General features: G+C 71.3%; 24 protein-coding genes. 2 read left to right on the plus strand and 22 right to left on the minus strand.

Going from position 1 to position 25,120, the window contains the following annotated elements; all coding sequences use genetic code 11:
* Positions 1–47 precede the first annotated feature (47 nt).
* From atpD to FNX44_RS06535, 22 genes are all read right to left on the minus strand, one after another.
* On the minus strand, positions 48–1,490 hold the full coding sequence (gene atpD, locus FNX44_RS06430) for a F0F1 ATP synthase subunit beta (RefSeq protein WP_143646997.1): 1,443 nt from the start codon (positions 1,488–1,490) through the stop codon (positions 48–50).
* Between the two features lie 2 nt (positions 1,491–1,492).
* The gene (locus FNX44_RS06435; RefSeq protein WP_143646998.1) at positions 1,493–2,419 is read right to left on the minus strand and encodes a F0F1 ATP synthase subunit gamma; all 927 of its coding nucleotides are present in this window, start codon (positions 2,417–2,419) and stop codon (positions 1,493–1,495) included.
* Positions 2,420–2,421: 2 nt separating this feature from the next.
* Entirely contained in the window at positions 2,422–3,993 is a 1,572-nt protein-coding gene (gene atpA, locus FNX44_RS06440) for a F0F1 ATP synthase subunit alpha (RefSeq protein ID WP_143646999.1), read from the minus strand.
* Between the two features lie 124 nt (positions 3,994–4,117).
* A complete protein-coding gene (locus FNX44_RS06445) occupies positions 4,118–4,942 on the minus strand; it encodes a F0F1 ATP synthase subunit delta (RefSeq protein WP_143647000.1) in 825 nt (274 codons plus the stop codon).
* Positions 4,939–5,475, minus strand: coding sequence for a F0F1 ATP synthase subunit B (locus FNX44_RS06450; protein WP_143647001.1), 537 nt, complete (start codon positions 5,473–5,475; stop codon positions 4,939–4,941). Before FNX44_RS06450 ends, FNX44_RS06445 begins: the two co-directional genes overlap by 4 nt.
* A gap of 40 nt (positions 5,476–5,515) precedes the next feature.
* Entirely contained in the window at positions 5,516–5,749 is a 234-nt protein-coding gene (gene atpE, locus FNX44_RS06455) for an ATP synthase F0 subunit C (protein WP_143647002.1), read from the minus strand.
* Positions 5,750–5,836: 87 nt separating this feature from the next.
* A complete protein-coding gene (gene atpB, locus FNX44_RS06460) occupies positions 5,837–6,646 on the minus strand; it encodes a F0F1 ATP synthase subunit A (protein WP_143647003.1) in 810 nt (269 codons plus the stop codon).
* Between the two features lie 268 nt (positions 6,647–6,914).
* Positions 6,915–7,346: a Cg1360 family ATP-synthase-associated protein gene (locus FNX44_RS06465; protein ID WP_143647004.1), complete on the minus strand. Its 432-nt coding sequence runs from the start codon at positions 7,344–7,346 to the stop codon at positions 6,915–6,917.
* Positions 7,347–7,589: 243 nt separating this feature from the next.
* Entirely contained in the window at positions 7,590–8,933 is a 1,344-nt protein-coding gene (locus tag FNX44_RS06470; RefSeq protein WP_143647005.1) for an MraY family glycosyltransferase, read from the minus strand.
* Between the two features lie 116 nt (positions 8,934–9,049).
* A complete protein-coding gene (locus FNX44_RS06475; RefSeq protein WP_143647006.1) occupies positions 9,050–9,691 on the minus strand; it encodes an arsenate reductase/protein-tyrosine-phosphatase family protein in 642 nt (213 codons plus the stop codon).
* Complete coding sequence (locus FNX44_RS06480; RefSeq protein ID WP_143647007.1) at positions 9,688–10,335, minus strand: L-threonylcarbamoyladenylate synthase; 648 nt, start codon at positions 10,333–10,335, stop codon at positions 9,688–9,690. Before FNX44_RS06480 ends, FNX44_RS06475 begins: the two co-directional genes overlap by 4 nt.
* Positions 10,335–11,180, minus strand: a complete 846-nt coding sequence (gene prmC, locus FNX44_RS06485) for a peptide chain release factor N(5)-glutamine methyltransferase (protein ID WP_143647008.1) — start codon at positions 11,178–11,180, stop codon at positions 10,335–10,337. The genes FNX44_RS06480 and prmC overlap by 1 nt, the downstream gene beginning before the upstream one ends.
* 87 nt (positions 11,181–11,267) lie before the next feature.
* Positions 11,268–12,338 (minus strand): peptide chain release factor 1, encoded by a 1,071-nt coding sequence (gene prfA, locus FNX44_RS06490; RefSeq protein ID WP_143647009.1) that lies wholly within the window; start codon positions 12,336–12,338, stop codon positions 11,268–11,270.
* A gap of 124 nt (positions 12,339–12,462) precedes the next feature.
* Positions 12,463–12,681, minus strand: coding sequence for a 50S ribosomal protein L31 (gene rpmE, locus FNX44_RS06495; protein ID WP_143647010.1), 219 nt, complete (start codon positions 12,679–12,681; stop codon positions 12,463–12,465).
* Between the two features lie 242 nt (positions 12,682–12,923).
* Complete coding sequence (gene rho, locus FNX44_RS06500; RefSeq protein WP_143647011.1) at positions 12,924–14,930, minus strand: transcription termination factor Rho; 2,007 nt, start codon at positions 14,928–14,930, stop codon at positions 12,924–12,926.
* Between the two features lie 349 nt (positions 14,931–15,279).
* Positions 15,280–16,239 carry a homoserine kinase gene (gene thrB / locus FNX44_RS06505; protein ID WP_143647012.1) on the minus strand — a complete coding sequence of 320 codons (960 nt, stop codon included), beginning with the start codon at positions 16,237–16,239 and terminating at the stop codon, positions 15,280–15,282.
* Between the two features lie 462 nt (positions 16,240–16,701).
* Positions 16,702–17,838 (minus strand): threonine synthase, encoded by a 1,137-nt coding sequence (gene thrC, locus FNX44_RS06510; RefSeq protein WP_143647013.1) that lies wholly within the window; start codon positions 17,836–17,838, stop codon positions 16,702–16,704.
* A 4-nt stretch (positions 17,839–17,842) separates the two neighbouring features.
* Positions 17,843–19,183: a homoserine dehydrogenase gene (locus FNX44_RS06515; RefSeq protein WP_143647014.1), complete on the minus strand. Its 1,341-nt coding sequence runs from the start codon at positions 19,181–19,183 to the stop codon at positions 17,843–17,845.
* A 118-nt stretch (positions 19,184–19,301) separates the two neighbouring features.
* Positions 19,302–20,690: a diaminopimelate decarboxylase gene (gene lysA, locus FNX44_RS06520; protein WP_143647015.1), complete on the minus strand. Its 1,389-nt coding sequence runs from the start codon at positions 20,688–20,690 to the stop codon at positions 19,302–19,304.
* A gap of 16 nt (positions 20,691–20,706) precedes the next feature.
* Positions 20,707–21,567, minus strand: a complete 861-nt coding sequence (locus tag FNX44_RS06525) for a DALR anticodon-binding domain-containing protein (protein ID WP_143647016.1) — start codon at positions 21,565–21,567, stop codon at positions 20,707–20,709.
* Between the two features lie 49 nt (positions 21,568–21,616).
* Entirely contained in the window at positions 21,617–22,057 is a 441-nt protein-coding gene (locus FNX44_RS06530; protein WP_143647017.1) for a response regulator, read from the minus strand.
* A gap of 132 nt (positions 22,058–22,189) precedes the next feature.
* The gene (locus tag FNX44_RS06535) at positions 22,190–23,401 is read right to left on the minus strand and encodes a cation:proton antiporter (protein ID WP_143647018.1); all 1,212 of its coding nucleotides are present in this window, start codon (positions 23,399–23,401) and stop codon (positions 22,190–22,192) included.
* Between the two features lie 359 nt (positions 23,402–23,760).
* Between FNX44_RS06535 and FNX44_RS06540 the strand changes: the two genes are divergently transcribed.
* Entirely contained in the window at positions 23,761–24,600 is an 840-nt protein-coding gene (locus FNX44_RS06540) for an isocitrate lyase/PEP mutase family protein (protein ID WP_143647019.1), read from the plus strand.
* A gap of 15 nt (positions 24,601–24,615) precedes the next feature.
* The gene (locus tag FNX44_RS06545; protein WP_153506939.1) at positions 24,616–24,753 is read left to right on the plus strand and encodes a hypothetical protein; all 138 of its coding nucleotides are present in this window, start codon (positions 24,616–24,618) and stop codon (positions 24,751–24,753) included.
* Positions 24,754–25,120 lie beyond the last annotated feature (367 nt).

Raw genomic sequence — 25,120 nt, forward strand, 5'->3', positions numbered from 1 at the left:
GGGTCGGTGAGGGGCGGGGTGACCCGCCCCTCACCGGGGAGCGGGGGTCAGGAGACGCCCAGCTCCTTGGCCTTGGCCTTGAGGTCGTCCAGGCCACCGCACATGAAGAACGCCTGCTCCGGGAAGTGGTCGTAGTCACCGTCGGCGATCGCGTTGAACGCCGCGATGGACTCGTCCAGCGGAACGTCGGAACCGTCGAGGCCGGTGAACTGCTTCGCCGCGTGGGTGTTCTGCGACAGGAAGCGCTCGATCCGACGGGCGCGGTGGACGGTGAGCTTGTCCTCCTCGCCCAGCTCGTCCATACCGAGGATGGCGATGATGTCCTGGAGGTCCTTGTACTTCTGCAGGATCCCCTTGACGCGGGAGGCGCACTCGTAGTGCTCCTGCGAGATGAAGCGCGGGTCCAGGATGCGGGACGTGGAGTCCAGCGGGTCCACCGCCGGGTAGATGCCCTTCTCCGAGATCGGACGCGACAGAACCGTCGTGGCGTCCAGGTGGGCGAAGGTCGTCGCCGGGGCGGGGTCGGTCAGGTCGTCCGCGGGGACGTAGATCGCCTGCATGGAGGTGATCGAGTGACCGCGAGTCGAGGTGATGCGCTCCTGGAGCACACCCATCTCGTCCGCCAGGTTCGGCTGGTAGCCCACCGCGGAGGGCATGCGGCCGAGCAGCGTGGAGACCTCGGAACCGGCCTGGGTGAAGCGGAAGATGTTGTCGATGAAGAACAGCACGTCCTGCTTCTGGACGTCGCGGAAGTACTCCGCCATGGTCAGACCGGCCAGGGCGACCCGCAGACGGGTGCCCGGCGGCTCGTCCATCTGGCCGAAGACCAGGGCGGTCTGCGGGAGAACGCCGGACTCGGCCATCTCCTCGATGAGGTCGTTGCCCTCACGAGTGCGCTCGCCGACGCCGGCGAACACGGAAACGCCCTCGTGCAGCTTCGCCACACGCATGATCATTTCCTGGATGAGGACCGTCTTGCCGACGCCCGCACCACCGAACAGACCGATCTTGCCGCCCTTGACGTACGGGGTCAGCAGGTCGACGACCTTCAGGCCGGTCTCGAACATCTCGGTCTTGGACTCGAGCTGGTCGAAGGCGGGGGCCTTGCGGTGGATGGACCAGCGCTCGGTGACCTCGGCCTCGGCCTCGGGCTCGTTCAGGATGCGGCCGAGGGTGTTGAACACCCGGCCCTTGGTGACGTCGCCGACGGGCACGGTGATGCCGTCGCCGGTGTCGGTGACCGGCGCCTGGCGGACCAGGCCGTCGGTCGGCTCCATGGAGATGGCGCGGACCAGGCCCTCGCCGAGGTGCTGGGCGACCTCGAGCGTCAGGGTCTTGGTCTTGCCCTCCTCCGCCGGGTCCATGACCTCGACGGTGAGGGCGTTGTAGATCTCCGGCATGGCGTCGACGGGGAACTCCACGTCGACGACCGGGCCGATGACCCGCGCGACGCGGCCCGTCGCGACGGCCGTCTGAGCAGTGGTTGTCATTGTTATCGGTCACTCCCCGCAGACGCGTCGGCCAGCGCGCTGGCTCCACCGACGATCTCGCTGATTTCCTGGGTGATGTCGGCCTGACGGGCCGCGTTGGCAAGCCGCGTGAACGACTTGATGACTTCTTCGGCGTTGTCGGTCGCCGACTTCATCGCCCGGCGGCGGGCCGCGTGCTCGGAGGCGGCGGCCTGCAGCAGGGCGTTGTAGACGCGGCTCTCGACGTACCGGGGCAGCAGCGCGTCCAGCACCTCCTCGGCGGAGGGCTCGAAGTCGTACAGCGCCCGCACCCGGTCGCCCATGAAGACCTTCGCCGAGTCCTCGGCGGTCTTCTCGAACGTGAGCGGCAGCATCCGGCGCTCGACCGGGGTCTGCGTCATCATCGAGACGAACTCGGTGTAGACCACGTGGATCTCGTCCACGCCACCCTCGGCAGTGGGCCGCTGGAGCGCCTCGATGAGGGGCGCCGACACGGCCTTGGCGTCCGCGTACGTCGGGCTGTCCGTGAACCCGGTCCAGGAGTCCTCGACCTTGCGCTCACGGAAGTTGTAGTACGACACGCCCTTGCGGCCGACGATGTACGTAAGGACGTCCTTACGCTCGTTGGTCAGCGTGGTCGTGAGCAGTTCCGCGGCCTTGATCGCGTTGCTGGAGTAGCCGCCGGCCAGACCGCGGTCGCTCGTGACGAGCAGGACCGCGGCCCGGGTCGGGTTCTCCGCCTCGGTGGTGAGCGGGTGCTTGACGTCCGCGCCGTACGCCACCGCGGTGACCGCGGCGGTCAGCTCGTCGGCGTAGGGCGTCGAAGCCTCCACCTTGCGCTGGGCCTTGATGATGCGCGAGGCCGCGATCATCTCCATCGCCTTGGTGATCTTCTTGGTCGCCGTGACGGATTTGATCCGCCTCTTGTAGACCCTGAGCTGGGCACCCATGCTCAGCCCTCGCCCAGGAGCTTGCCGTCCGCGGTCTCGAACTGCTGCTTGAAGCCGTTGATCGTGCCGCCGAGCTTCTGCAGCGTGTCGTCGGACATCTTGCCGCCCTCGCGGATGGAGGTCATCAGGTCCTTGTGCTCACGGTGCAGGTAGTCCAGCAGCTCGCGCTCGAACCGGCGGATGTCGGCGACCGGGACGTCGTCCATCAGACCCGTGGTGCCGGCCCAGATCGAGACGACCTGGTCCTCGGTGGAGTACGGCGCGTACTGCGGCTGCTTCAGCAGCTCGACCATGCGCTGACCGCGCTCCAGGGCCGACTTGGACGCGGCGTCCAGGTCCGAACCGAAGGCGGCGAACGCCTCCAGCTCACGGAACTGGGCCAGGTCCACACGAAGCCGGCCGGAGACCTGCTTCATGGCCTTGTGCTGGGCCGAGCCACCGACACGGGAGACCGAGATACCGACGTTCAGCGCCGGCCGCTGGCCCGCGTTGAACAGGTCGGACTCCAGGAAGCACTGGCCGTCGGTGATGGAGATGACGTTGGTCGGGATGAACGCCGACACGTCGTTGGCCTTGGTCTCGACGATCGGCAGACCGGTCATCGAGCCCGCGCCCATCTCGTCCGACAGCTTCGCGCAGCGCTCCAGCAGGCGGGAGTGCAGGTAGAAGACGTCACCCGGGTAGGCCTCACGGCCCGGCGGGCGGCGCAGCAGCAGGGAGACCGCGCGGTAGGCGTCGGCCTGCTTCGACAGGTCGTCGAAGATGATCAGGACGTGCTTGCCCTCGTACATCCAGTGCTGGCCGATGGCCGAGCCGGTGTAGGGGGCGAGGTACTTGAAGCCGGCCGGGTCGGACGCCGGGGCGGCCACGATCGTCGTGTACTCCAGCGCGCCGGCCTCCTCCAGGGCACCGCGCACGGAGGCGATGGTGGAGCCCTTCTGGCCGATGGCGACGTAGATGCAGCGGACCTGCTTCTTCGGGTCGCCGGTGCGCCAGTTGTCGCGCTGGTTGATGATCGTGTCGACCGCGAGCGCCGTCTTGCCGGTCTGCCGGTCGCCGATGATCAGCTGGCGCTGACCGCGGCCGACCGGGGTCATGGCGTCGACGGCCTTGTAGCCGGTCTCCATCGGCTCGTGCACCGACTTGCGCTGCATGACCGTGGGGGCCTGCAGCTCCAGCGCGCGACGGCCGGTGGTCTCGATCTCGCCGAGGCCGTCGACCGGGTTGCCCAGCGGGTCGACGACACGGCCGAGGTAGCCGTCACCGACCGCGACGGAGAGCACCTCACCGGTGCGCTGCACCGGCTGGCCCTCCTCGATGCCGCTGAACTCGCCGAGGACGACCGCGCCGACCTCGCGCTCCTCGAGGTTGAGGGCGAGGCCGAGAGTGCCGTCCTCGAACTTCAGCAGCTCGTTCGCCATGACCGAGGGAAGACCCTCGATCTTCGCGATGCCGTCGCCGGCAACGCTGACCGTCCCGACCTCTTCGCGCGAGGCCGCGTCCGGCTTGTACGACTGGACAAAGTTCTCCAGCGCGTCCCGGATCTCATCCGGCCGGATCGTGAGCTCCGCCATCTGGGTTCCCTGCTCTCCTTGTTGGGCCCGTATGTATCTGGGGGTCTGGGGTCGTCCCCCAGAAGGGTGCTGTCGGCCCAACTCGGGCCGCTACTTACTGCTTGTTGAGTTGGTGGGGCCGGCGTCAGCCGGCCATCCGCCGCTCGACCTCGTCCAGCCGGTCGCTGATGCTGCCGTTGATGACCTCGTCACCGATCCGGACCGAGATTCCGCCGAGCACCGCCGGGTCGACGTCCAGGTTGATGTGCACCTGGCGGCCGTAGATCCGGCTGAGCGCGGCGCCCAGACGCTGCTTCTGAGTGTCGCTGAGCGGCACCGCCGAGGTGACGACGGCGACCGAACGGCCCCGGCGCTCCGCGGCGAGCTTGGACAGCGACTCCAGTCCGCCTTCCAGGCTACGTCCACGCGGGTGCGCGACCAATCGGATCACCAGGCGCTCGGTGGCGGGCTTGGCCCGTCCGCCCAGCAGCCGGTGAAGCAGCTCGGTCTGCGCGCCCTTGTAGGACGCCTGCTCGGTGTTGCCGGTCAGCGCCGCCCGGAGGTCGGGCGAGCCGGCGACGATCCGACCGAAGCGGAAGATCTCGTCCTCCACGTCGTCCAGCGTGCCGTCCCGCTCGGCCGCGATGAGGTCGGCGATGTCCGCCAGGACCTCGACCGCGTCCACGAGGTCGCGCGGACGCGACCAGCGGGAGCGGACCATGCCGGAGACGAGGTCGACGGTCTCGCCGCCCACCTGGCCGCCCAGGAGGCGTCCGACCAGCTCGGCCTTGGCCTCGCCGGACTGCGCCGGGTCGGTGATGACCCGACGCAGCGACACCTCACGGTCGAGCAGCGCGGTGACGGCGGCCAGCTCGTCGGCCAGCTTGACGGCGTCCACGGACGTGTTGTCCGTGAGCGCGTCGAGCCGTTCCTTGGCGGACGCCAGTGCCTCGCGGCTCGCTCCGTTCATCGGGCGGCCTCGGCCTTCTCCTCGAGCTCGTCGAGGAAGCGGTCGATGACCCGGCTCTGACGGGCGTGGTCCTCGAGGGACTCGCCCACCAGCCGGCCGGCCAGCTCGGTGGCCAGCTTGCCGACGTCCTGGCGCAGAGCCAACGACGCCTGCTTGCGGTCGGCCTCGATCTGGGCGTGACCGGTGGCGACGATCTCCTCACGCTGCCGCTGGCCTTCCGCGCGCATCTCTGCGATGAGCGCGGCGCCCTGCTCCTGCGCCTCCTGACGCAGACGCGCGGCCTCGTGACGAGCGTCCTTCAGCTGCTCGCGGTACTCCTCGAGCGTCTGCTGCGCCTCATCCTGAGCCTGCTGGGCACGCTCCATGCCGCCGACGATCTCGTCGTGACGCTTCTCCAGCGCCGCGTTGATCGAGGGCAGCAGCTTCTTGTAGAAGACGAAGAAGATGATCGCGAAGGTGATCGAGCCGATGAGGACCTCGGGCCAGACGGGAAGCAGTGGCGCCTGCTCCTCCGCTGCCAGCGGGTGCAACATGGGGGACCTTTCGTGGAAGGAAGATCAGCCGAGTCTGTGATCAGGAGGTCGGCAGGATGAACGGCACGACAAAGCCGATCAGGGCCAGGGCCTCGACGACCGCGAAGCCGAGGAGCATGTTCTGGCGGATCAGACCGGCGGCCTCGGGCTGCCGGGCGATGGCCTGCACGCCGTTACCGAAGATGTAACCGACACCGATACCAGGGCCGATGGCGGCAAGACCGTAACCGAGGGTGCCGATGTTGCCAGTGACGGCGGCAAGGGTCTCAGACATTGATCTGTGGTTCCTTTTCTTGGCGGGCCGGTGGGGTTTGGTCCACCGGACGACTGGGTTGAGCCGGAGGGGTCGAGCTGCGGACTCTCAGTGCGCCTCTTCGAGGGCCTGGGAGAGGTAGGTGGCCGCCAGCACGGTGAAGACGTAGGCCTGCAGGGCCTGGATGAACATCTCGAACACCGTGATGACCAGCGTCATCGCGAACGACGCGGTGGCGTAGACGGTACCGAGGACGGTACCGAGCATGTACCAGGTCGCGATCGTGAAGATCAGGATCAGGATGTGGCCCGCGAACATGTTCGCGAAGAGTCGGACGGCCAGCGTGAAGGGCCGCACGAAGATGTTCGAGATGAACTCGATGGGCGTCAGGATGACGTAGATCGGCTTGGGCAGCCCGCCCGGGACGCAGAGGTTGCGGACGCCGCCGACAAAGCCGTTGGTCTTGAAGGTGACGGTCATGTACGTCACCCAGACGATCAGCGCGAGCGCGACCGGGTAGGCGATCACCGAGCTGACCGGGAACTGGGCGATCGGGATCAGGGCCCAGAGGTTGAGCATCCAGACGAAGAAGAAGATCGAGACGAGGAAGGGGACAAACGGCTCGCCCTTCTTGCCCATCACCTCACGCGCGATGCCCCGACGCACGAAGTCGTAGAGGATCTCGGCGATCATCTGCATCTTCCCCGGCACCAGCTTCGGCTTGGAGAAGGCCGCCCAGAAGAAGGACAGGATGAGGGCGGTACCGACGATCGCCAGGAGCATCGGCTTGTTGAAGTTCACCGAGCCGATCGTGAAGATCGGCTCGAAGAAGAACGAGTGCACGCCGGGGGCGTCGAAGCCGCAATCCTTGAACAGGTGACAGTCGACCTCGAAGGCGAGCAACTGGTCACTACTCACCGCGAGCTCCTTCGGTCTGACGCATAGGTACGGCTACCTCGATGTGTCGGCGTGGCACACGGCCACGTAGCGGCACTGGACTGGGTATCGCGGGAGCGAGGGGCGACCGGCATCGCGGCAGGGCGACCCGCACACAAGTGGGGAGCACGCGGCGCTGTCCCGCACAGCGCGCGCTGCTTCGCTCGCAGCACTCTCGGCGTCGGACCATAGCAGCCCGCCGAGAGGGCTGTTATATCGCCCCTGCCTTCGGGGCGGCCACGGGCGACACTCACGCGTCACTCCCCTTGCCGCCGTCGGCCGAGGGGCCGTCGGTGTCGACGTAGAGGGTCTTGACCCGGGTCTGCATCCACGCCTGAGCGGCGGGCCAGACGAGGGCGCAGACAAGCGCGGTGAAGCCGAGCGCACGGCCGTTCAGGTAGTCGGCGTCACGGAAGATGAACAGGGCGATCAACAGGGCGAAGATCTGCGTCGTATAGACGAGCAGGCCGGCCCCCATCAACAGCTCCGGCCACTTCCTGCCGACGATCCCGAGGCCGTGCAGGCCGGCGGTGAAGAACAGCAGCACCAGCACCGTCCCGACGACGGCGCCGAGCGCACCCTGACCGCCGGCCACCGCCCCGGAGACACCCACACCGATCAGGCCGGCGAGGGCGGTCGGGATCGCGGCGCCGCGAAGGATCCGGGCGTCGTTCGACTGCATGAATGCTGCTCCAGCAAGGAAACGGAAAGGTCTGAACGGCTCAACTTACTGAGCGAATCCGGCTGCGTGACCACGCGGGTGAGGGCCGTCGCACCACGTCCCCCCGACTCCCTGCCGGTTCTCGTGAACGGTATCACAAACTATTTGATGAGGTCTTTACCTAGTTGGTGTGCAGGTTGTCACACCTGAGAGCTAACCCCGTCATCTGTGCGTGACGCGGGGTGGTTCGCACCAACTGCCCCGCTATGAGGGGCTGTCGATCTTTCGGCGGACGGTGAAGCGGTGGCGTTCGCCGACCGCGGTGGAGCCGTTCAGCCCGGCGGTGCGGGCCGCGGACTCCGCAGGGGCCGCCGGCTCCGCCTCGGCGTCCGTGCCGGCCGGGAGGGAGGCGGTGGTGGACGCGGCGGAGGGCGCCGGCTGGAGTCGGTAGCGCGGTGGGACCAGGCGCTGCGCCCACATCGGCACCCTGGGGTTGAAGCGCGGCAGCAGCAGTACGACAAGTCCGGCCGCGCTCAGCAGCATGATGGTGAGAACGATCACCATGCTCGCCGACTGCCGCACCGAGAAGGCGACCGCACCGAAGGCGATCAGCGCCGACCAGAAGTACATGATCAGCACCGCGCGGCTGTGCGAGTGGCCGATCTCCAGCAGCCGGTGGTGGAGGTGCCCCCGGTCGGCGGCGAACGGCGACTGGCCGTTCCAGGTGCGGCGGACGATCGCCAGGATCAGGTCGGCGAGTGGTACGGCGAGGATCGTCAGCGGTAGCAGCAGCGGGATGTAGACGGGCACGGTGGCCTGCACCGCCGCCTTCTCCGAGCCGTCGAAGAGCTTGAGCGCGTCCGGGTCGACCTGTCCGGTGATGGAGACCGCGCCGGCCGCCAGCACCAGGCCGATCAGCATCGAGCCGGAGTCGCCCATGAAGATGCGGGCGGGGTGCATGTTGTGCGGCAGGAAGCCGATGCAGACGCCCATCAGCACTGCGGCGAACAGGGTGGCCGGGGCGGCGGCGGAGATCCCGTAGCTGTACCAGATGCGGTAGGCGTACATGAAGAACGCCATCGCGGCCAGGCAGACCATTCCGGCCGCCAGCCCGTCAAGCCCGTCCACGAAGTTGACCGCGTTGATCGTGACGACCACCAGCGCGACCGTGAGCAACGTGCCCTGCAGCGGAGTGATGGCGACCATGCCGACCGTCGGGATGGGCAGCCACAGGATCGTCAGCCCCTGCCAGACCATCACTCCGGCGGCGATCATCTGCCCGCCGAGCTTGACGAGGGCGTCCACGCCCCACTTGTCGTCGAGCACGCCCAGCAGCCAGATGATGCCGGCACCGGCGAGCAGCGCGCGCGGTTCGTCGGACTGGGTGAAGACGTCGCCGATGTTGGTCAGTTGGGAGGCCACCAGCAGTCCTGCGCACAGCCCGCCGAACATCGCGATGCCGCCGAGCCGGGGCGTGGGTTCGCGGTGCACGTCACGCGCCCTGACCGGTGGTACGGCGCCCGCGGCGATGGCGAACTTGCGCACCGGGCCGACCAGCAGATAGGTGACGGCGGCCGTGACGCACAACGTCAGCAGATACTCACGCACGGGCTCCCCAGAGGTTCATCGAGCGTCCTAAGGCCCACACCTTAGGACACGGCCGCCCCGCCGACCGGTTCCGGCGGTCGCTCCCCCGGCGGGCGGGCGGCCGGTCGAGCGGCAGGTCACGTTCGCGCCGGCACCCCGGTGAGGGCGGTGACCATCGGGTCGAGCGCGGCGCTGATCTCCTCGCCGACGCTGCGGAAGTAGCTGATCGGGGCACCGTACGGGTCGTAGACCTCGTCCGCCTCGGCGCTGGGCGCGTGCAGCCAGCCGCGGAGCGCGGCCGCCGCCTGCACCAGGGCGCGGGCCCGCCGGGCGACGGTGTCCGGGCTGTCGGCCGCCGGCAGCGTCGCCGGGTCTATGGCACGTACGAGCCGGGTGAACTCCTTGAGGGTGAACGTGCGCAACCCGGCGGAGTGACCCATCGAGATGACCTGGGCGCGGTGGTCCCGGGTGGCGGTCAGCACCAGGTCGGCCCGGATGACGTGCTCGTCCAGCAGCTCGCGGCCCCGGAAACCGGCGGGGTCGGCGCCGTAGTCGGCCAACACCGTCGCCGCGTGCTCCTCCATGGGGGCGCCCTCGTGGCCCCACGTCCCGGCGCTCTCGACCAGCAGTGCGGTGCTCAGGCCGTCGTCCAGCCGGGCCGCCAGGGCATGGCGGTTCAGCCGCTCGGTGATCGGCGAGCGGCAGACGTTGCCGGTGGAGACGTGGAGGATGCGGAAGGTGTCGGCCGCCGGTATGCCACGCCCCGAAGGCGCGGTCAACTGGCCTCCCTCAGCCCGGGCACGATCTTGCGCAGTTCCTCCGCGCTGATCGCGCCCGCCCTCAGCAGCACCGGTACCTCGCCGGTGACGTCGACGATGGAGGACGGCACGGCCGCCGGGGTCGGGCCGCCGTCGAGGTAGACGGCGACGGAGTCGCCCAGCATGTCCTGCGCGCTCTGGCAGTCCTGCGGCGCCGGGTGGCCGGTGAGGTTGGCGGAGGAGACGGCCATCGGGCCGACCTCGGTCAGCAGCTCGATCGCCACCGGGTGCAGCGGCATCCGGATGGCGACCGTGCCGCTGGTGTCGCCGAGGTCCCAGGTGAGCGAGGGCTGGTGGCGGGCGACGACGGTCAGCGCGCCGGGCCAGAAGGCGTCGACGAGGTCCCAGGCCGCCTCGGAGAAGTCCGTGACGAGGCCGTGCAGCGTGTTCGGGGAGCCGATGAGGACCGGGGAGGGCATGCCGCGGCCGCGGCCCTTGGCGTCCAGCAGGTCACCGACGGCCTCCGGGCTGAAGGCGTCGGCGCCGATGCCGTAGACGGTGTCCGTCGGCAGGACGACAAGCTCTCCGCGGCGGACGGCGGCTGCCGCCTCACGCAGGCCGGTCCTGCGGTCGGTCGCTTCGGTGCAGTCGTACCGCCGTGCCATCACGGCACCTCCCTGCGGGCTGTGGCGAATCGGGGTCGGTTGTTCAGGTCGGGGTGGTCGGCGGCGTCGGCCCAGCCGCGGTCCTCGGCGAAGATCCACGGCACCAGGCCGCCCTGGGTGTCGGCGTGCTCCACGACGACGACGCCGCCCGGTCTGAGCAGGCGGTGCGCGGTGCGTTCCAGGCCTCTGATGAGGTCCAGGCCGTCCTCGCCGGAGAACAGCGCGAGCTGCGGGTCGTGGTCGCGGGCCTCGGGCGCCACGTACTCCCACTCGGTGAGCGGGATGTAGGGCGGGTTGGAGATGACGAGGTCCACCTGGCCGTCCAGCTCGGGCAGGGCCGTCCTGGCGTCGCCGTGGTGCAGGGCGACGCGGGAGCCCTCGACGTTCTTCCTGGCCCACGCGAGCGCGCCCTCGTCGAGTTCCACCGCGTGCACCCGGGAGCGCGGCACCTCCTGGGCCAGCGCGAGAGCGATGGCCGCCGAGCCGGTGCACAGGTCGACGATCAGCGGTTCGGCGACGTCCATCGCCCGTACCGCGTCTATCGCCCAGCCGACCACCGACTCCGTCTCCGGCCGGGGCACGAAGACGCCCTTGCCGACGTGGAGTTCGAGGTACCGGAAGAACGCGCGGCCGGTGATGTGCTGGAGGGGTTCGCGGGCCTCGCGGCGGGCGACGACCTCCCAGTAGCGGGCGTCGAAGTCGCCGTCGGCCACCCGGTGCAGCTCGCTGCGCTTGACCCGGTGGACAAACGCCGCCAGCTCCTCCGCGTCGAAACGCGGGGAGGGCACCCCTGCGTCGGCCAGGCGCTGGGTGGCCTGCGCCACCTCGGCCAGGAGAAGGTTCATGATCGTCTGCCTATCCGCCCCTTCGGATTCGTTACGGACCTGCTCACCGCGGAACCCGGAACACCAGGCCGTCGGACCCCGCCGCGCTCACTGGGCGGCGGCCAGCTTCGCGGCGGCGTCGGCGTCGACGCACGCCTGGATCACCGGGTCGAGCTCGCCGTCGAGCACCTGGTCCAGGTTGTACGCCTTGAAGCCGACGCGGTGGTCGGAGATGCGGTTCTCCGGGAAGTTGTACGTACGGACGCGTTCGGAGCGATCAACCGTGCGGACCTGGCTGCGGCGGGCGTCCGACGCCTCCCGCTCGGCCTCCTCCTGGGCGGCGGCCAGCAGCCGGGCCCGCAGGATGCGCAGCGCCTGCTCCTTGTTCTGGAGCTGGCTCTTCTCGTTCTGGCAGGAGACGACGATGCCGGACGGCTGGTGGGTGATGCGCACCGCCGAGTCGGTGGTGTTCACCGACTGGCCGCCGGGCCCGGACGAGCGGTAGACGTCGATCCGCAGGTCGTTCGGGTTGATCTCGACGTCGACGTCCTCCGCCTCGGGCAGCACGAGCACTCCGGCCGCCGAGGTGTGGATGCGGCCCTGGGACTCGGTGGCCGGAACGCGCTGCACCCGGTGCACTCCGCCCTCGTACTTCAGCCGGGCCCACACGCCCTGCCCGGGCTCGCTCTGTCCCTTGGCCTTCACCGCGACCTGGACGTCCTTGTAGCCGCCCAGGTCGGACTCGGTGGCCTCGATCAGCTCCGTCTTCCAGCCCTGCCGCTCGGCGTACCGCAGGTACATGCGCAGCAGGTCGCCGGCGAACAGCGCGGACTCGTCGCCGCCCTCGCCGGCCTTGATCTCCAGGATGACGTCCTTGTCGTCACTCGGATCCCGGGGCACGAGCAGCAGACGCAGCCGGTCGGTCAGCTCCTCGCGGCGCGCGTCCAGCTCCTTGATCTCGCCGTAGAAATCGGGATCGTCGGCGGCCAGCTCCCGCGCGGTCTCGATGTCCTCGCCGGTCTGCCGCCAGTCGCGGTAGGCCGCCACGATGGGGGTCAGCTCGGCGTAGCGCTTGTTGAGCCTGCGCGCGCGGGCCTGGTCGGCGTGGATGGCCGGGTCCGCGAGCTGTTTCTCGAGGTCGGCGTGTTCGCCGATCAGTTCCTCGACGGCCTCGAACATCGGAAGTCCTTCACAGAAGTGGGGTGGGCCTGGAGCCCGGTGACACCCCGGGCACCCCCGGGACGACAAAGCGCCGGTCCCGTGCCGCCGGCGGGGCGGGACGGGAACCGGCGCTGTCGGCTCGCTACTTGGCCGCGGCCTTCTTGCCGAAGCGGGCCTCGAAGCGGGCCACGCGGCCACCGGTGTCGAGGATCTTCTGCTTGCCGGTGTAGAAGGGGTGGCACTCGGAGCAGACCTCGGCACGGATGGTGCCGTCGGTCACGGTGCTCCGGGTGGTGAAGGAGGCGCCGCAGGTGCAGCTGACCTGGGTCTCCACGTACTCCGGGTGGATGTCGCGCTTCAAGGTGTCTCCTAGGTTCGGGAGGGCGCCGGGTCGCCGCGCCCTGTGCGCGACGTGAACCGGAGCCGACGTACCAGTCTGCCACTGGATGACGCATCTCCCAAAACGGGGTCCGCGCCCGGGTTATTCCCTTCCGCCGGTCGCCCGGGCGGGTGGCCGGGGGCGCCTCGGGGAGGGGACGCACGCCGGGTGCCGGGCGGGCCGTTGCGGGCCCGCCCGGCACCCGGGTGGTGATCAGGACCTCGTCAGTCGCCGTTGCCCGGCGTCGGGGTCGTGGTCTGGATCTGCCGGAGGAACTCGGCGTTGGACTTGGTCTGCCGCATCTTGTCCAGCAGCAGCTCGATGGCCTGCTGCTGGTCCAGCGCGTGCAGCACCCGGCGGAGCTTCCAGACGACCGCCAGCTCCTCGCTGCCCATGAGGATCTCCTCCTTGCGGGTGCCGGACGCGTCGACGTCCACCGCGGGGAAGATCCGCTTGTCGGCGAGCTTGCGGTCGAGCTTGAGCTCCATGTTGCCGGTGCCCTTGAACTCCTCGAAGATCACCTCGTCCATGCGCGAGCCGGTCTCGACCAGCGCGGTGGCCAGGATGGTCAGCGAGCCGCCGTCCTCGATGTTGCGCGCGGCACCGAAGAACTTCTTCGGCGGGTAGAGCGCGGTGGAGTCCACACCACCGGACAGGATGCGTCCGGAGGCCGGGGCGGCCAGGTTGTAGGCGCGGCCCAGGCGGGTGATGGAGTCCAGCAGGACGACCACGTCGTGGCCCAGCTCGACGAGGCGCTTGGCGCGCTCGATGGCCAGTTCGGCGACGGTGGTGTGGTCCTCGGCCGGACGGTCGAAGGTCGAGGAGATGACCTCGCCCTTGACCGACCGCTGCATGTCGGTGACCTCTTCCGGACGCTCGTCGACCAGGACGACCATCAGGTGGCACTCGGGGTTGTTGTGGGTGATGGCGTTGGCCACCGCCTGCATGATCATCGTCTTGCCCGTCTTGGGCGGGGCGACGATCAGACCGCGCTGCCCCTTGCCGATCGGCGAGACGAGGTCGATGATCCGGGTGGTCAGCGCGCCCGGGTCGCTCTCCAACCGCAGCCGCTCCTGCGGGTACAGCGGGGTGAGCTTGCTGAACTCGGCGCGGCCGCGGCCCTCTTCGGGCGCCATGCCGTTGACGGAGTCCAGCCGGACGAGCGCGTTGAACTTCTCCCGGCGCTCGCCCTCGCGGGGCTGGCGCACCGCGCCGGTGACGTGGTCGCCCTTGCGCAGGCCGTTCTTGCGGACCTGGGCCAGCGAGACGTACACGTCGTTCGGCCCGGGCAGGTAGCCGGTGGTGCGCACGAACGCGTAGTTGTCGAGGATGTCGAGGATGCCGGCGACCGGGATGAGGACGTCGTCCTCGTTGACCTGCGGCTCGGCGACCTCGTCCCGACCACGACGGCCCCGGCGGTCGCGGTAGCGGCCGCGGCGGCCGCGGCGGCCGCCCTCGAAGTCGTCGTCGCGGTTGTCGCGCTCGCGGTGGCCGCGGCCGCCGCCCTGCTGCTGCTCGCCCTGCTGCTGGCCCTGCTGGCCGGCCTCGCGGCGGCCGCGCTGGCGGTCCCGCTTGCCGCCCCGGTCCTGCTGGCGGTCGGCGCGGCCGTCGGCCTTGCCGTCGGCGTCGGCCTCGGCGCGGCGGCCCTGCCGGCCCGCCTCGCCGTCGGCGCCCTCGGCCTTGGCGGCCTCGGCGGCGCCGGTCTCGGCGCGGGCCGCGACCTTGTCGGCCGGCTGCTCGGCGGCCCTGGCGCGGCGGCCCTCGTCGGCGGAGTCGCTTGCGGGCTGGCCGGGGATGTCGATCTGCTGCTGGGCGGCGTCGGCGGCCTCCCCGGCGCGGGTACGCGAGGTGGCGCGCCGCTTGGGCCTGGTGGCGCCCTCGGCCGCGGGTTCGGCGTCCGCCTTGGCGGACTCCTTGGCGGCCCGGCCGGCCTTGGCGGCCTTCGCCGGGGCGCCGGCCTCGTCGGCGGCGGCGGTGCCGCTCTGGCCGGTGGCAGCCTGCTTCTCCTTGATGACCTCGATCAGCTGGCTCTTGCGCATACGCGCGGTGCCCTTGATACCGAGGCCCGAGGCGATCTGCTGCAACTCCGCCAGAACCATGCCCTCAAGGCCGGTACCGGAACGCCGCCGGCGTCCGGTGGTGCCGGTGGCAGCACCGGAGGCAGGCGCGGCGGAGGCGTCCTTGGCAGGCGCGTCGGCGTTCACGCCCATCAGATCGGTGGTGTCGCTCACGAAGGGTCCTTCCCTGGAGCGGGCGTCGGCCTGTCTGGCTCGGCGACCGGTTGTGCTGTCCGGCTACGGTCCACGGTTGCGACCGTGCCGTGGCGGTGGTCCCGCCTGTGCGTACGGCGGAGGAATAGGTTCATGTCCGGCGTGAGAGGTGTGCGTCGGTCACGCCGTCCCGGGATGTGGTCAACACTGCTCGGCGTGCAGCTCAGACAGCGTGGGAGATTCCCGGAAGACTGAGTGGCCCCGATTCGGGGACTCGAAGCACCACACCGCATGCGGCTGCGAGTGCTGGCTTGAGGTTAACACTACCGGACCTGGCAAACATTCCCCCTTTCGACGGTCCGCAATCGTGTCACTGGCCGGTTCCCGACGTTCCCGTCGTTCCCCTCGCCGAGAGCGGCAGGACGCTGGCACCGGCGGTGTCGAGGTCGAGCCGGTTGGCGGCCCACTCCTCCCCGGCGGCGTGGGCGATCTTCTCGACCTGCTCGGCCGCGTCCCCGTCGGTCAGCGCGAGCACCGTGGGGCCGGCGCCGGAGATGACCGCCGGTACGCCGTCCGCGCGCAACCGGTTCACCAGGTTGACGCTCTCCGGCATGGCCGGGGCGCGGTACTCCTGGTGCAGCCGGTCCTCGGTGGCCGCGAGCAGCAGTTCGGGACGGCGGGTAAGGGCCTCGACCAGCAGCGCGGCGCGCCCGGCGTTGGCGGCGGCGTCCACGTGCGGCACCTGGCGGGGCAGCAGGCCGCGCGCGGTCTCGGTGAGCACCGGGCGGGCCGGGACGAAGACCACCGGAACGACGGACGCGGCCGGCTCCATCCGCACGGCCCGGGCCACCCCGGCGTCCGTCCAGGCGAGCGTGAAGCCGCCGTAGAGGCAGGCGGCGACGTTGTCCGGGTGGCCCTCGATCTCGGAGGCGAGTTCGAGCATCGCGGCGTCGTCGAGCCGCTCGGCCCCGCCGGTGGTCACCGCGCGGGCGGCGACGATCCCGGCGCAGATCGCGGCGCTGGAGGAGCCCAGACCGCGGCCGTGCGGGATGCGGTTGGCGCAGACGACCTCCAGGCCGCGCGGCTGCCCGCCCAGCACGTCGAACGCGGCTCTCATGGAACGCACCAGCAGGTGGCTCTCGTCGCGCGGGAGCGTGTCGGCGCCCTCGCCCGCGATGTCGATGTCCAGGCCGGACTCGGCGACGCGGACGACCACGTCGTCGTAGAGGCCCAGCGCCAGGCCGAAGGCGTCGAAACCCGGGCCGAGGTTGGCGCTGCTGGCGGGCACGCGCACCCTTACGGCGGCGGCGCGGAAGGCGGGACCGGCCATCGCTGGATGACTCTCCTTGCTCGGAGTTGCTCTGTGCAGGCTCCCCCGGTCGCCGTCCTCCCGAAACCCGACCGGCGGGCGGCCGGCGGGCCTGGCGGAGGGACCGGCCCACGGCGCGGCGTCCGTCGGTGCGACGGGCCGTGACGTGCGGGGCAGGCCCTTGGCACATGTCATGTGCACTGGGGTGGGGGTGGACGCCAGCGTAACCAAGGAAGGTCGGCCGGCGACACAGGGCGCACGGGAGGCGCACGATGCGTGTCGTGTGCGTTCCGTGCTCCTGACGGCCCGTGCGGTGGATTCTTCCATCCCCGGGCCGATTTCAGAAGCCCGCCCCCTGAGGAACCGTCACGTCGACGTTCACATCGTTCGCACGAGGGACGCGGGGGCCGTCCGCGCCGACCGGCCCGGCGGCGGGGCCGCCGCGGGTGGCCCGGCGCGCGGGTGGCGCCGGGCCGGCGGCCGTCAGGCCAGACCGAGGCGTTCGGCCGCGGCGGCGGCGTCCACCGGGACGGTGATCGGCTGCGGCGCGCCCGCCACGGCCCAGTCCGGGTCCTTGAGGCCGTTGCCCGTCACCGTGCAGACGATGCGCTGACCAGGGTCCACCCGGCCCTCCTGGGCGGCCTTCAGCAGGCCGGCCACCGACGCGGCGGAGGCCGGTTCGACGAAGACGCCTTCCTGGGCGGAGAGCAGCCGGTAGGCGGCGAGGATCTGACGGTCAGTCACCTCGTCGATGTGGCCGCCCGATTCGTCCCGCGCGGCCTCGGCCTGCTGCCAGGACGCGGGGTTGCCGATGCGAATCGCGGTGGCGATCGTGTGCGGGTCCTTGACCGGTTCGCCGCGCACGAGGGGGGCCGATCCGGAGGCCTGGTAACCCCACATGCGCGGGGTCCCGGTGGCACGGGCCGGACCGCCGTCGGGGCCGGTCGCGGCGTACTCCCGGTACCCCTTCCAGTAGGCCGTGATGTTCCCCGCGTTACCGACCGGGAGCACGTGGATGTCGGGCGCGTCGCCGAGCATGTCGACGATCTCGAAGGCGGCCGTCTTCTGCCCCTCGATGCGCACCGGGTTCACGGAGTTCACCAGTGCGACGGGGTAGTTCTCAGAGAGGCCCCGCGCGAGGGTGAGGCAGTCGTCGAAGTTTCCGTCCACCTGGAGGATGCGGGCGCCGTGCACCAGCGCCTGCCCCATCTTGCCGAGCGCGATCTTGCCCTCGGGTACCAGTACCGCGCAGACCATGCCGGCCCGCACCGCGTAGGCGGCGGCGGAGGCGGAGGTGTTGCCGGTGGAGGCGCAGATGACGGCCTTGGCGCCCTCCTCCTTGGCCTTGGAGATCGCCATCGTCATGCCCCGGTCCTTGAAGGAGCCGGTGGGGTTGGCGCCCTCGACCTTGAGGTGCACCTCACAGCGGGTCATCTCCGACAGCACCTGCGCCGGGACCAGCGGGGTGCCTCCCTCGCGGAGGGTGATCACGGGCGTGTCCTCCGTGACCGGGAGCCGGTCGCGGTACTCCTCGATGATGCCGCGCCACTGCGCGCTGGTGCCGCGGCCGGCGGCCGGACTGGCGGATGAACTGGCGGATGAACTGGCGGATGCAGACATGTCCCTATTCCCCTTCGACCCGCATGGTGCTCGCGACGCCCCGTACGGTGTCCAGTTTGCGCAGCGCCTCGACGGTCGCGCTGAGCGCGGCGTCCGTGGCGCGGTGGGTGACGACGACCAGCGAGGCCTCGCCGTCGGAGCCGGTGGCGGCGTCGGAGCCCGGCTGGGCGCCCTCCGGGGCCGCCGCCTTGCCCTGCTGCCTGACGGTGTCGATCGACACCCCGTGTTCGGCGAACACCATGGCGCACTGCGCCAGCACACCGGGTTTGTCGGACACGTCGAGACTGATGTGGTAGCGGGTGACGGCCTGGCCCGTGGGGCTGACCGGCAGCTGGGTGTACGCGGACTCGCCCGGGCCGCGCGCCCCGGAGAGTTTGTTGCGGCAGGCGGCGACCAGGTCGCCGAGCACCGCCGAGGCGGTGGGCGAGCCGCCCGCGCCGGGGCCGTAGAACATCAGCCGGCCGGCGGCCTCGGCCTCCACGAAGACCGCGTTGTACGCCTCCCGCACCGAGGCCAGCGGGTGGCTGAGCGGGATCATCGCCGGGTGCACCCGGGCGGTGACCGAGTTGCCGTCCTGCGCCCGCTCGCAGATGGCGAGCAGCTTGACCGTGCAGCCCATGCGGCGGGCCGAACGGATGTCGGCGGCGGTGACCTCGGTGATGCCCTCGCGGTGCACCTGGTCCAGGCTCACCCGGGTGTGGAAGGCGATGCCGGCCAGGATGGCGGCCTTCGCGGCGGCGTCGAAGCCCTCGACGTCCGCCGTGGGGTCGGCCTCGGCGTAGCCGAGCGCGGTGGCCTCGTCGAGCGCCTCCGCGTACCCGGCGCCGCTGGTGTCCATGCGGTCGAGGATGAAGTTGGTGGTGCCGTTGACGATGCCCAGCACCCGGTTGACCTTGTCGCCGACCAGGGACTCGCGCAGCGGCCGCACCAGCGGGATGGCGCCGGCCACGGCGGCCTCGTAGTAGAGGTCGGCGCCGTGCGCCTCGGCGGCCTGGTGCAGGGCGGGGCCGTCCTCGGCGAGCAGCGCCTTGTTGGCGGAGACCACGCTGGCGCCGTGCTCGAACGCGGTGGTGATCAGCCCGCGGGCCGGTTCGATGCCGCCGATGACCTCCACCACGACGTCGATGTCGCCGCGTTTGACCAGCGCGGTGGCGTCGGTGGTGACGAGGGCCGGGTCGATGCCCGCCCGGACCCGGCCGGGGCGGCGCACCGCCACCCCGGCCAGCTCGACGGGGGCACCGATGCGCGCCGCGAGGTCGTCCGCGTGCGTCGTCATGATGCGCGCCACCTCTGAGCCGACAACCCCACAGCCCAGCAGCGCCACCTTCAGCGGACGCGTACGCATCATTCGACCTCGATTCTTGTCATTCTCTGTCAGCCAAGTCTCACGCACAGGACCCGGAACACCACTCATCGTCCAACATCCGGACGCCGTATCCCAAACGGCGACCGGCGCGCCGGGTTCACCCGACGTCGAGCCGCAGCAGGTCCTCCTCGGTCTCCCGGCGCACGACGACCCTGGCCGCTCCGGCCCTGACCGCCACCACCGGCGGACGGGGAACGTGGTTGTAGTTGCTCGCCATCGAGCGGCAGTAGGCGCCCGTGGCGGGCACCGCCAGCAGGTCGCCGGGCGCGAGGTCGGCGGGAAGGAAGGCGTCCCTGACGACGATATCGCCGCTTTCGCAGTGCTTGCCCACCACCCTGCTCAACATGGGCGGCGCGGCGGACTCCCGGGAGGCCAGCGCGATGCTGTACTGCGCGTCGTAGAGGGCGGTGCGGATGTTGTCGGACATGCCGCCGTCGACGCTGACGTAGGTGCGCAGGCCCTCCAGCGGCTTGAGCGTGCCGACCTCGTAGAGGGTGAACGCGGTGGGGCCGACGATCGCCCGCCCCGGCTCCACCGAAAGCCGGGGTACGGCGAGCCCCGCGGCCTCGCACTCCCGACCGACGATCTGCTCCAGGGACTTCGCGATGTCGTGCGGGGCGGCGGGGTCGTCGTCGGGGGTGTAGGCGATGCCGAGCCCGCCGCCGAGGTCGATCTCGGGCAGTTCGACGCCGTGCTCGTCGCGGATGCGGGCGAGCAGCCCGACGACCCGGTGGGCGGCGACCTCGAAGCCGGAGGTGTCGAAGATCTGCGAACCGATGTGGGAGTGCAGCCCGGTGAGCTCGAGCGAGTCGTGCCCGAGGATGCGGCGGACCCCCTCGGCGGCCTGGTCGCCGGCGAGCGGCAGGCCGAACTTCTGGTCCTCGTGCGCGGTGGCGATGAACTCGTGGGTGTGCGCCTCGACGCCGACGGTGACCCGCAGCTGGACGGGCTGGCGGCGGCCGAGCCGCTGGGCGACGTGGGCGAGGCGGGCGATCTCCTGGAAGGAGTCGAGCACGATGCGCCCGACACCCGCCTCGACGGCCCGCTCCAACTCGGCGAGCGACTTGTTGTTGCCGTGCATCGCGATGCGCTCGGGCGGCATGCCGGCGGCCAGCGCGGTGGCCAGCTCGCCGCCGGTGCACACGTCGAGGTTCAGCCCCTCCTCGTGCAGCCAGCGGACGACGGCGCGGGAGAGGAACGCCTTGCCCGCGTAGTAGACGTCCGCGTCGGTGAACGCCTCGCGCCAGGCACGGCAGCGGGCCCGGAAGTCGTCCTCGTCGAGGAAGTAGGCGGGAGTGCCGAACTCCTCGGCGAGCCTGGTGACGGAGACGCCTCCGACGGTCAGGACGCCGTCCTCGTCGCGGGTGACGGTCTGCGACCACACCCGGGGGTGGAGCTCGTTGAGGTCGGCGGGCGGGGGGCTGTAGTGGCCCTCGGGCAGCACGTCGGCGTGACGGGGCCCGGCGGGGTGGGCGGAACGGCTCATGGTGGCGCGGTTCTCCTCAGAGATGGTGCGGGGCGCTGATGCCGAGCTGGGTCAGGCCGCCGGCCAGCACCGTCCCGGCGGCTTCGGCGAGGGCCAGCCGGGAGCGGTGGGCGGCCTCGGGTTTCTCGTCGCCGCGCGGCAGCACCGGGCGGGCACCAGGCGCGTCGTGGAGGTCGAGGAAGGCGTCGGCGACCGCCGTGAGGTGCCGGGCGAGCGGCGCGTACGCGGCAGGATCCGCCGGGTGGTCCGGGGCGGCCGGGTTGCCGTCCGGCGCGGGACAGCGTTCGGCTATCCGCGCAGAGTCGGCGAGCAGCGTGAGCAGCCGGCCCTCGGCGCGGGTGGCGTAGGGGCCCGGTTCCGGCGCGAAGCCGAGGTCGTCGGCGGCGGTGAGCAGCGCGCGGACGCGGGAGTGCGCGTACTGGACGCGGAAGAGCGGGTTGCCGTCGCGGCGTTCGAGCCGAGGGGCGGTACCGGTGACAGCGGCCCAGCGCTCGGCGTCCCGGACCGGGTCCTCCGCGGGCGCGGCGTCCTGCGGCCGTTCGGCCCGGCCGCGCTCGGCGATCCGGCGCACGAGGGCGGTCCAGCCGGACTCCGCGAGATGGATGTTCAGGAATCCCGGTCCGGCCACCTCGACGCGTGCGACGCCGGCTTCCTGCACCAGCCTGGTGCGCAGGACGTCGGCGACGCTCCGGGCGGGGTGGCCGGTGGCCGCGGCGAGCCGCAGGGCGAGGTTGGACGCGTAGTCCGCGTCGCCGTGCGGGGGGTTGCGCAGCGTGACCCCGGCCGGCGGTTCGGCCGCCGTCCGCGGCAGCTCTCCCTCGGCCACGGCGCGGCGCAGCGCCGACGACAGGGCGCGGGACAGCTGAGCTGGGGTCACGGGGAAAGAGTAGGGAGAACGGGCCCGGCGGGGCCAATCCGTTTCGCCCTCAGGAATGACCCAGTACGGATCCGGCACCGTCGCTCACCCTCGGTGACACCGAGGAGAGGTCGGGCAGGTTCGCGGAGCGCGACTGGTAGAGCCGCCGCACCGTGCGCACGAGCTCGACCGGGTCGAAGGGCTTGGCCAGGAAGGCGTCGACGCCGAGCTCCCGCCCGGCCACCGGACACCCGCTGACCAGGGCCAACGGGATGTGGCGCGTCCGGGGGTCGACGCGCAGCCGTTCGGCGGTGCGCAGTCCGTCGAGCCGGGGCATGCTGATGTCGAGGGTGATGACGTCGGGGCGCGCGTGATGGACGACGTCGAGGCACTCCGCCCCGTCCGCCGCGGTCACGACCTCGAAGCCGTCGAGTTCGAGATTCACCCTGATCAGTTGCCGGATGGTCCTGCTGTCGTCCACGACGAGCACCCGGCCGGACACACCTGCCACGTACCAAAGGGTAGGCCGGGCGTCCGGACGGCGTCCGGGTTTTGCCCATTTCCACCCGGCGGCGGCCCACCGGGTCCCGGGGCAGCGGCGAGTCGTCGCCACTCCCCCGGCGACCCGGGCCCTGGCGGGTGCTCAGCGGTCGGCCGTGACCGGAGGCTCGGCCGTACTCCTCTCCGCGGGCCGGCGGTCCGGCAGGACACGGGCGAGCCAGTCGGAGCGGCCGGCGACCAGCGGCGCGACCACGGCCAGGATGAGGACGTACCCGGCGATGAACGGCGACAGCCGCGCGTCCAGCCCGGCGGAGGCCGCCATCGCCGCGAGGATCAGCGCGAACTCGCCGCGGGCGAGCAACGTGGTGGCCACGTTCGCGGTCGGCCTCGGGCCGAATCCGTAGATGCGGGAGGTGACAAGCCCGGCGATGACGTTCATGGTGAGCGTCAGGGTCACCGCCAGCAGCACCGGCGTCAGCACGCTCGGCAGGTCGCCCGGGTCGATGGAGAGCCCGAAGGCGAAGAAGAAGATGGCGGCGAAGGCGTCCCGCAGGGGGTGGACGAGCTCCCGGATGCGTTCCCCCGACGTCGTGTTGCCGAGGATCAGGCCGACCATGAAGGCGCCGATCGCGTCCGCCACGCCGAACAGCTCGCCGACGCCCGCCACCAGCACGGCGGCGCCGAGGAAGGAGACGACGAGCAGTTCGTCGTCCTTGATCCGGAAGAGCCGGCCCACGAGGTGGGTCCCCCAGCGGGCCGCGACCGCGAGCAGCAGCAGGAACGCGAACGCCTTGGCGACCTGGAGCACCGTGCCGCCGAGGCCGTCGGAGCCGGAGATGAGCGGCTGCAGCACCGCCAGGTACAGGGCGAGGAAGATGTCCTCGACGACGATGATGCCGAGGATGGGCCGGGTCTCGGGGTTGCCGATCCGGCCGAGGTCGACCAGGACCTTGGTGACGATCGCCGACGAGGAGATGCCGAGCACGCCGGCCAGTACCAGCGCCTCCGCGGTGCCCCAGCCGAGGGCGAGGCCGAAGCCGAGTCCGGCGCCGACGTTGAGCAGCAGGTACATGCCGCCGGCCAGCGCCATGCGGCGGCCGCCGGACCTGAGGTCGTCGACGTGGAACTCGAGCCCCAGGTAGAAGAGCAGCAGCACCAGGCCGAGTGCGGAGAGCATCTCCAGGGTGTGCGGGTCCTCGATGAGGACGAAGCCCGGGGTGTTCGGGCCGAGGAGGATGCCGGCGAGGATGAACAGCGGGATCGTGGGAAGCCCGATCCGCCCTCCCAGCCGGGCGAGCACGGCGGCGGCGACGAAGGCTCCGCCGAGGGCGATCAGGGTCTCAGCGTGCCCCATGGGCTACCTCGTACGGATCGGGGTCGGACACGGGCCACGGATGGTCGGGTGTCTCGGCTCTGATGGGTCACCTCCAGGTGCGGCGGCGGGCCGGGTCATCGGCGAGGTGCCGGGGGCGTCAAGGATACGTTAATAGTTAGCTTAGCAAAGGAAGTATTTCGCGGAGATGACCGGTCTCCGGCGACGGTGTTGCCGCCAGGGCCTGGGCGACGGCGAACCGCCACCCGGCCTCCACCTGTTCGTCCGCCGCCCACCCCGACGTGTTGTCAGACCCCCGTCCTAGGGTGGTGGGTGAGTAGCACGAGGGCGCGGTACGGGCAGCGGCGGACGGCGAGTCAACTCCACGGGAGGGCAGGGCCATGGGCCTGAGCACGGCAGAACTACGGCGTCGCGGCGAGGTCTTCCGCGAGCTGCACCGGACCCCGGGCGTCTTCGTCCTGGCGAACGCCTGGGACGCGGGCACGGCCCGAGTGCTGGCGGACGCCGGTTTCCCGGCCCTGGCCACCTCCAGCGCCGCCGTGGCGCAGTCGCTCGGCCTGGCCGACGGACGCGGCCTGGTCACCCGCGAGGAAGCGCTGGCCAACGCCGCGGCCGTGGTCGCCGCCACCGACCTGCCCGTCTCCGGCGACCTGGAGGGCGGCTACGGAAGCACGGCCGCGGAGGTCGCCGAGACCATCCGCCTCGCGGCGCGGACCGGGCTCGTCGGCGCCTCGGTCGAGGACGCCGTCGCCGACCCGGCCACGCCGATCCGCCCGGTCGCGGAGGCCGCCGAACGGGTCCGCGCGGCTGCCGAGGCGGCGGCCTCGCTGGACTTCCCCTTCACCCTCACCGCCCGCGCGGAGAACTTCCTGCACGGCCGACCGGACCTCGACGACACGATCGACCGTCTCAGGGCCTACGCGGCGGCGGGCGCCGACGTCCTCTTCGCGCCCGGACTGCCGGACGCGGAGGCGATACGCCGGGTGTGCGCGGCGGTCGACCGACCGGTCAACGTACTGCCGGCCAGCGCCACGCAGCCGCTCACGCTGCCGGAGCTGGCGGAGCTCGGCGTGCGCCGGGTCAGCCTGGGGTCGACGCTGGCCCGGGCGGCGCTGGGCGCGGTACTCGACGGGGCGCGGGAGATCACCGAGGAGGGCACCTTCGGTTATGCCGCCCGGGCGCCGCGGAACGCCAACTCGCTGTTCGCCGAGAAGCGCTGAGGGGCGCCGCCCGGCATGGGCGCCGAGCCCGGCGGCGTCGAGGCCGTCGGGCGGTGTCCGGACGTCGAGGCCGTCGGGCTGTCGGCGGTCGGCCGGCGGCGGGCGGTCGGCCGGCGGCGGGCGGCCGGCGGGCTGTGGCGGCGGGGGGCCTGAACCCCGCCGCCACACGGGCGCCGCCGGCGCCGCTCACGGTGCCCGTCGCGCCTCGGTACGGGCGTCGCCGCCCGACCGGTCCTCCGACCGCGCCCTCACCCGTCGGGACTCCCTCCGACGTTCTGGAGATACGCCGGAGGGGGGTGAGCGCGAGGATGCGGACCCGGCCGCCGCCGGGGTATCAGACCCTTTCCCTCTGCGCCGGCCTCTCACCCGCCACAGGAGCGGACCGGGGACGATCTGTCGTGTACGCGGCACCTTGAGCGGTGAGTTGCCCGTTTGGCGCGGGTCAGGCGGGCCGTCCGGGCAAGGAGAGCGGCAGCGAGGACTGACGCGGACGCCGGCGGGTGGGGGCCATGTTCTCCTC

Source organism: Streptomyces alkaliterrae (genome assembly GCF_007097205.2).
GTDB lineage: Bacteria > Actinomycetota > Actinomycetes > Streptomycetales > Streptomycetaceae > Streptomyces > Streptomyces alkaliterrae.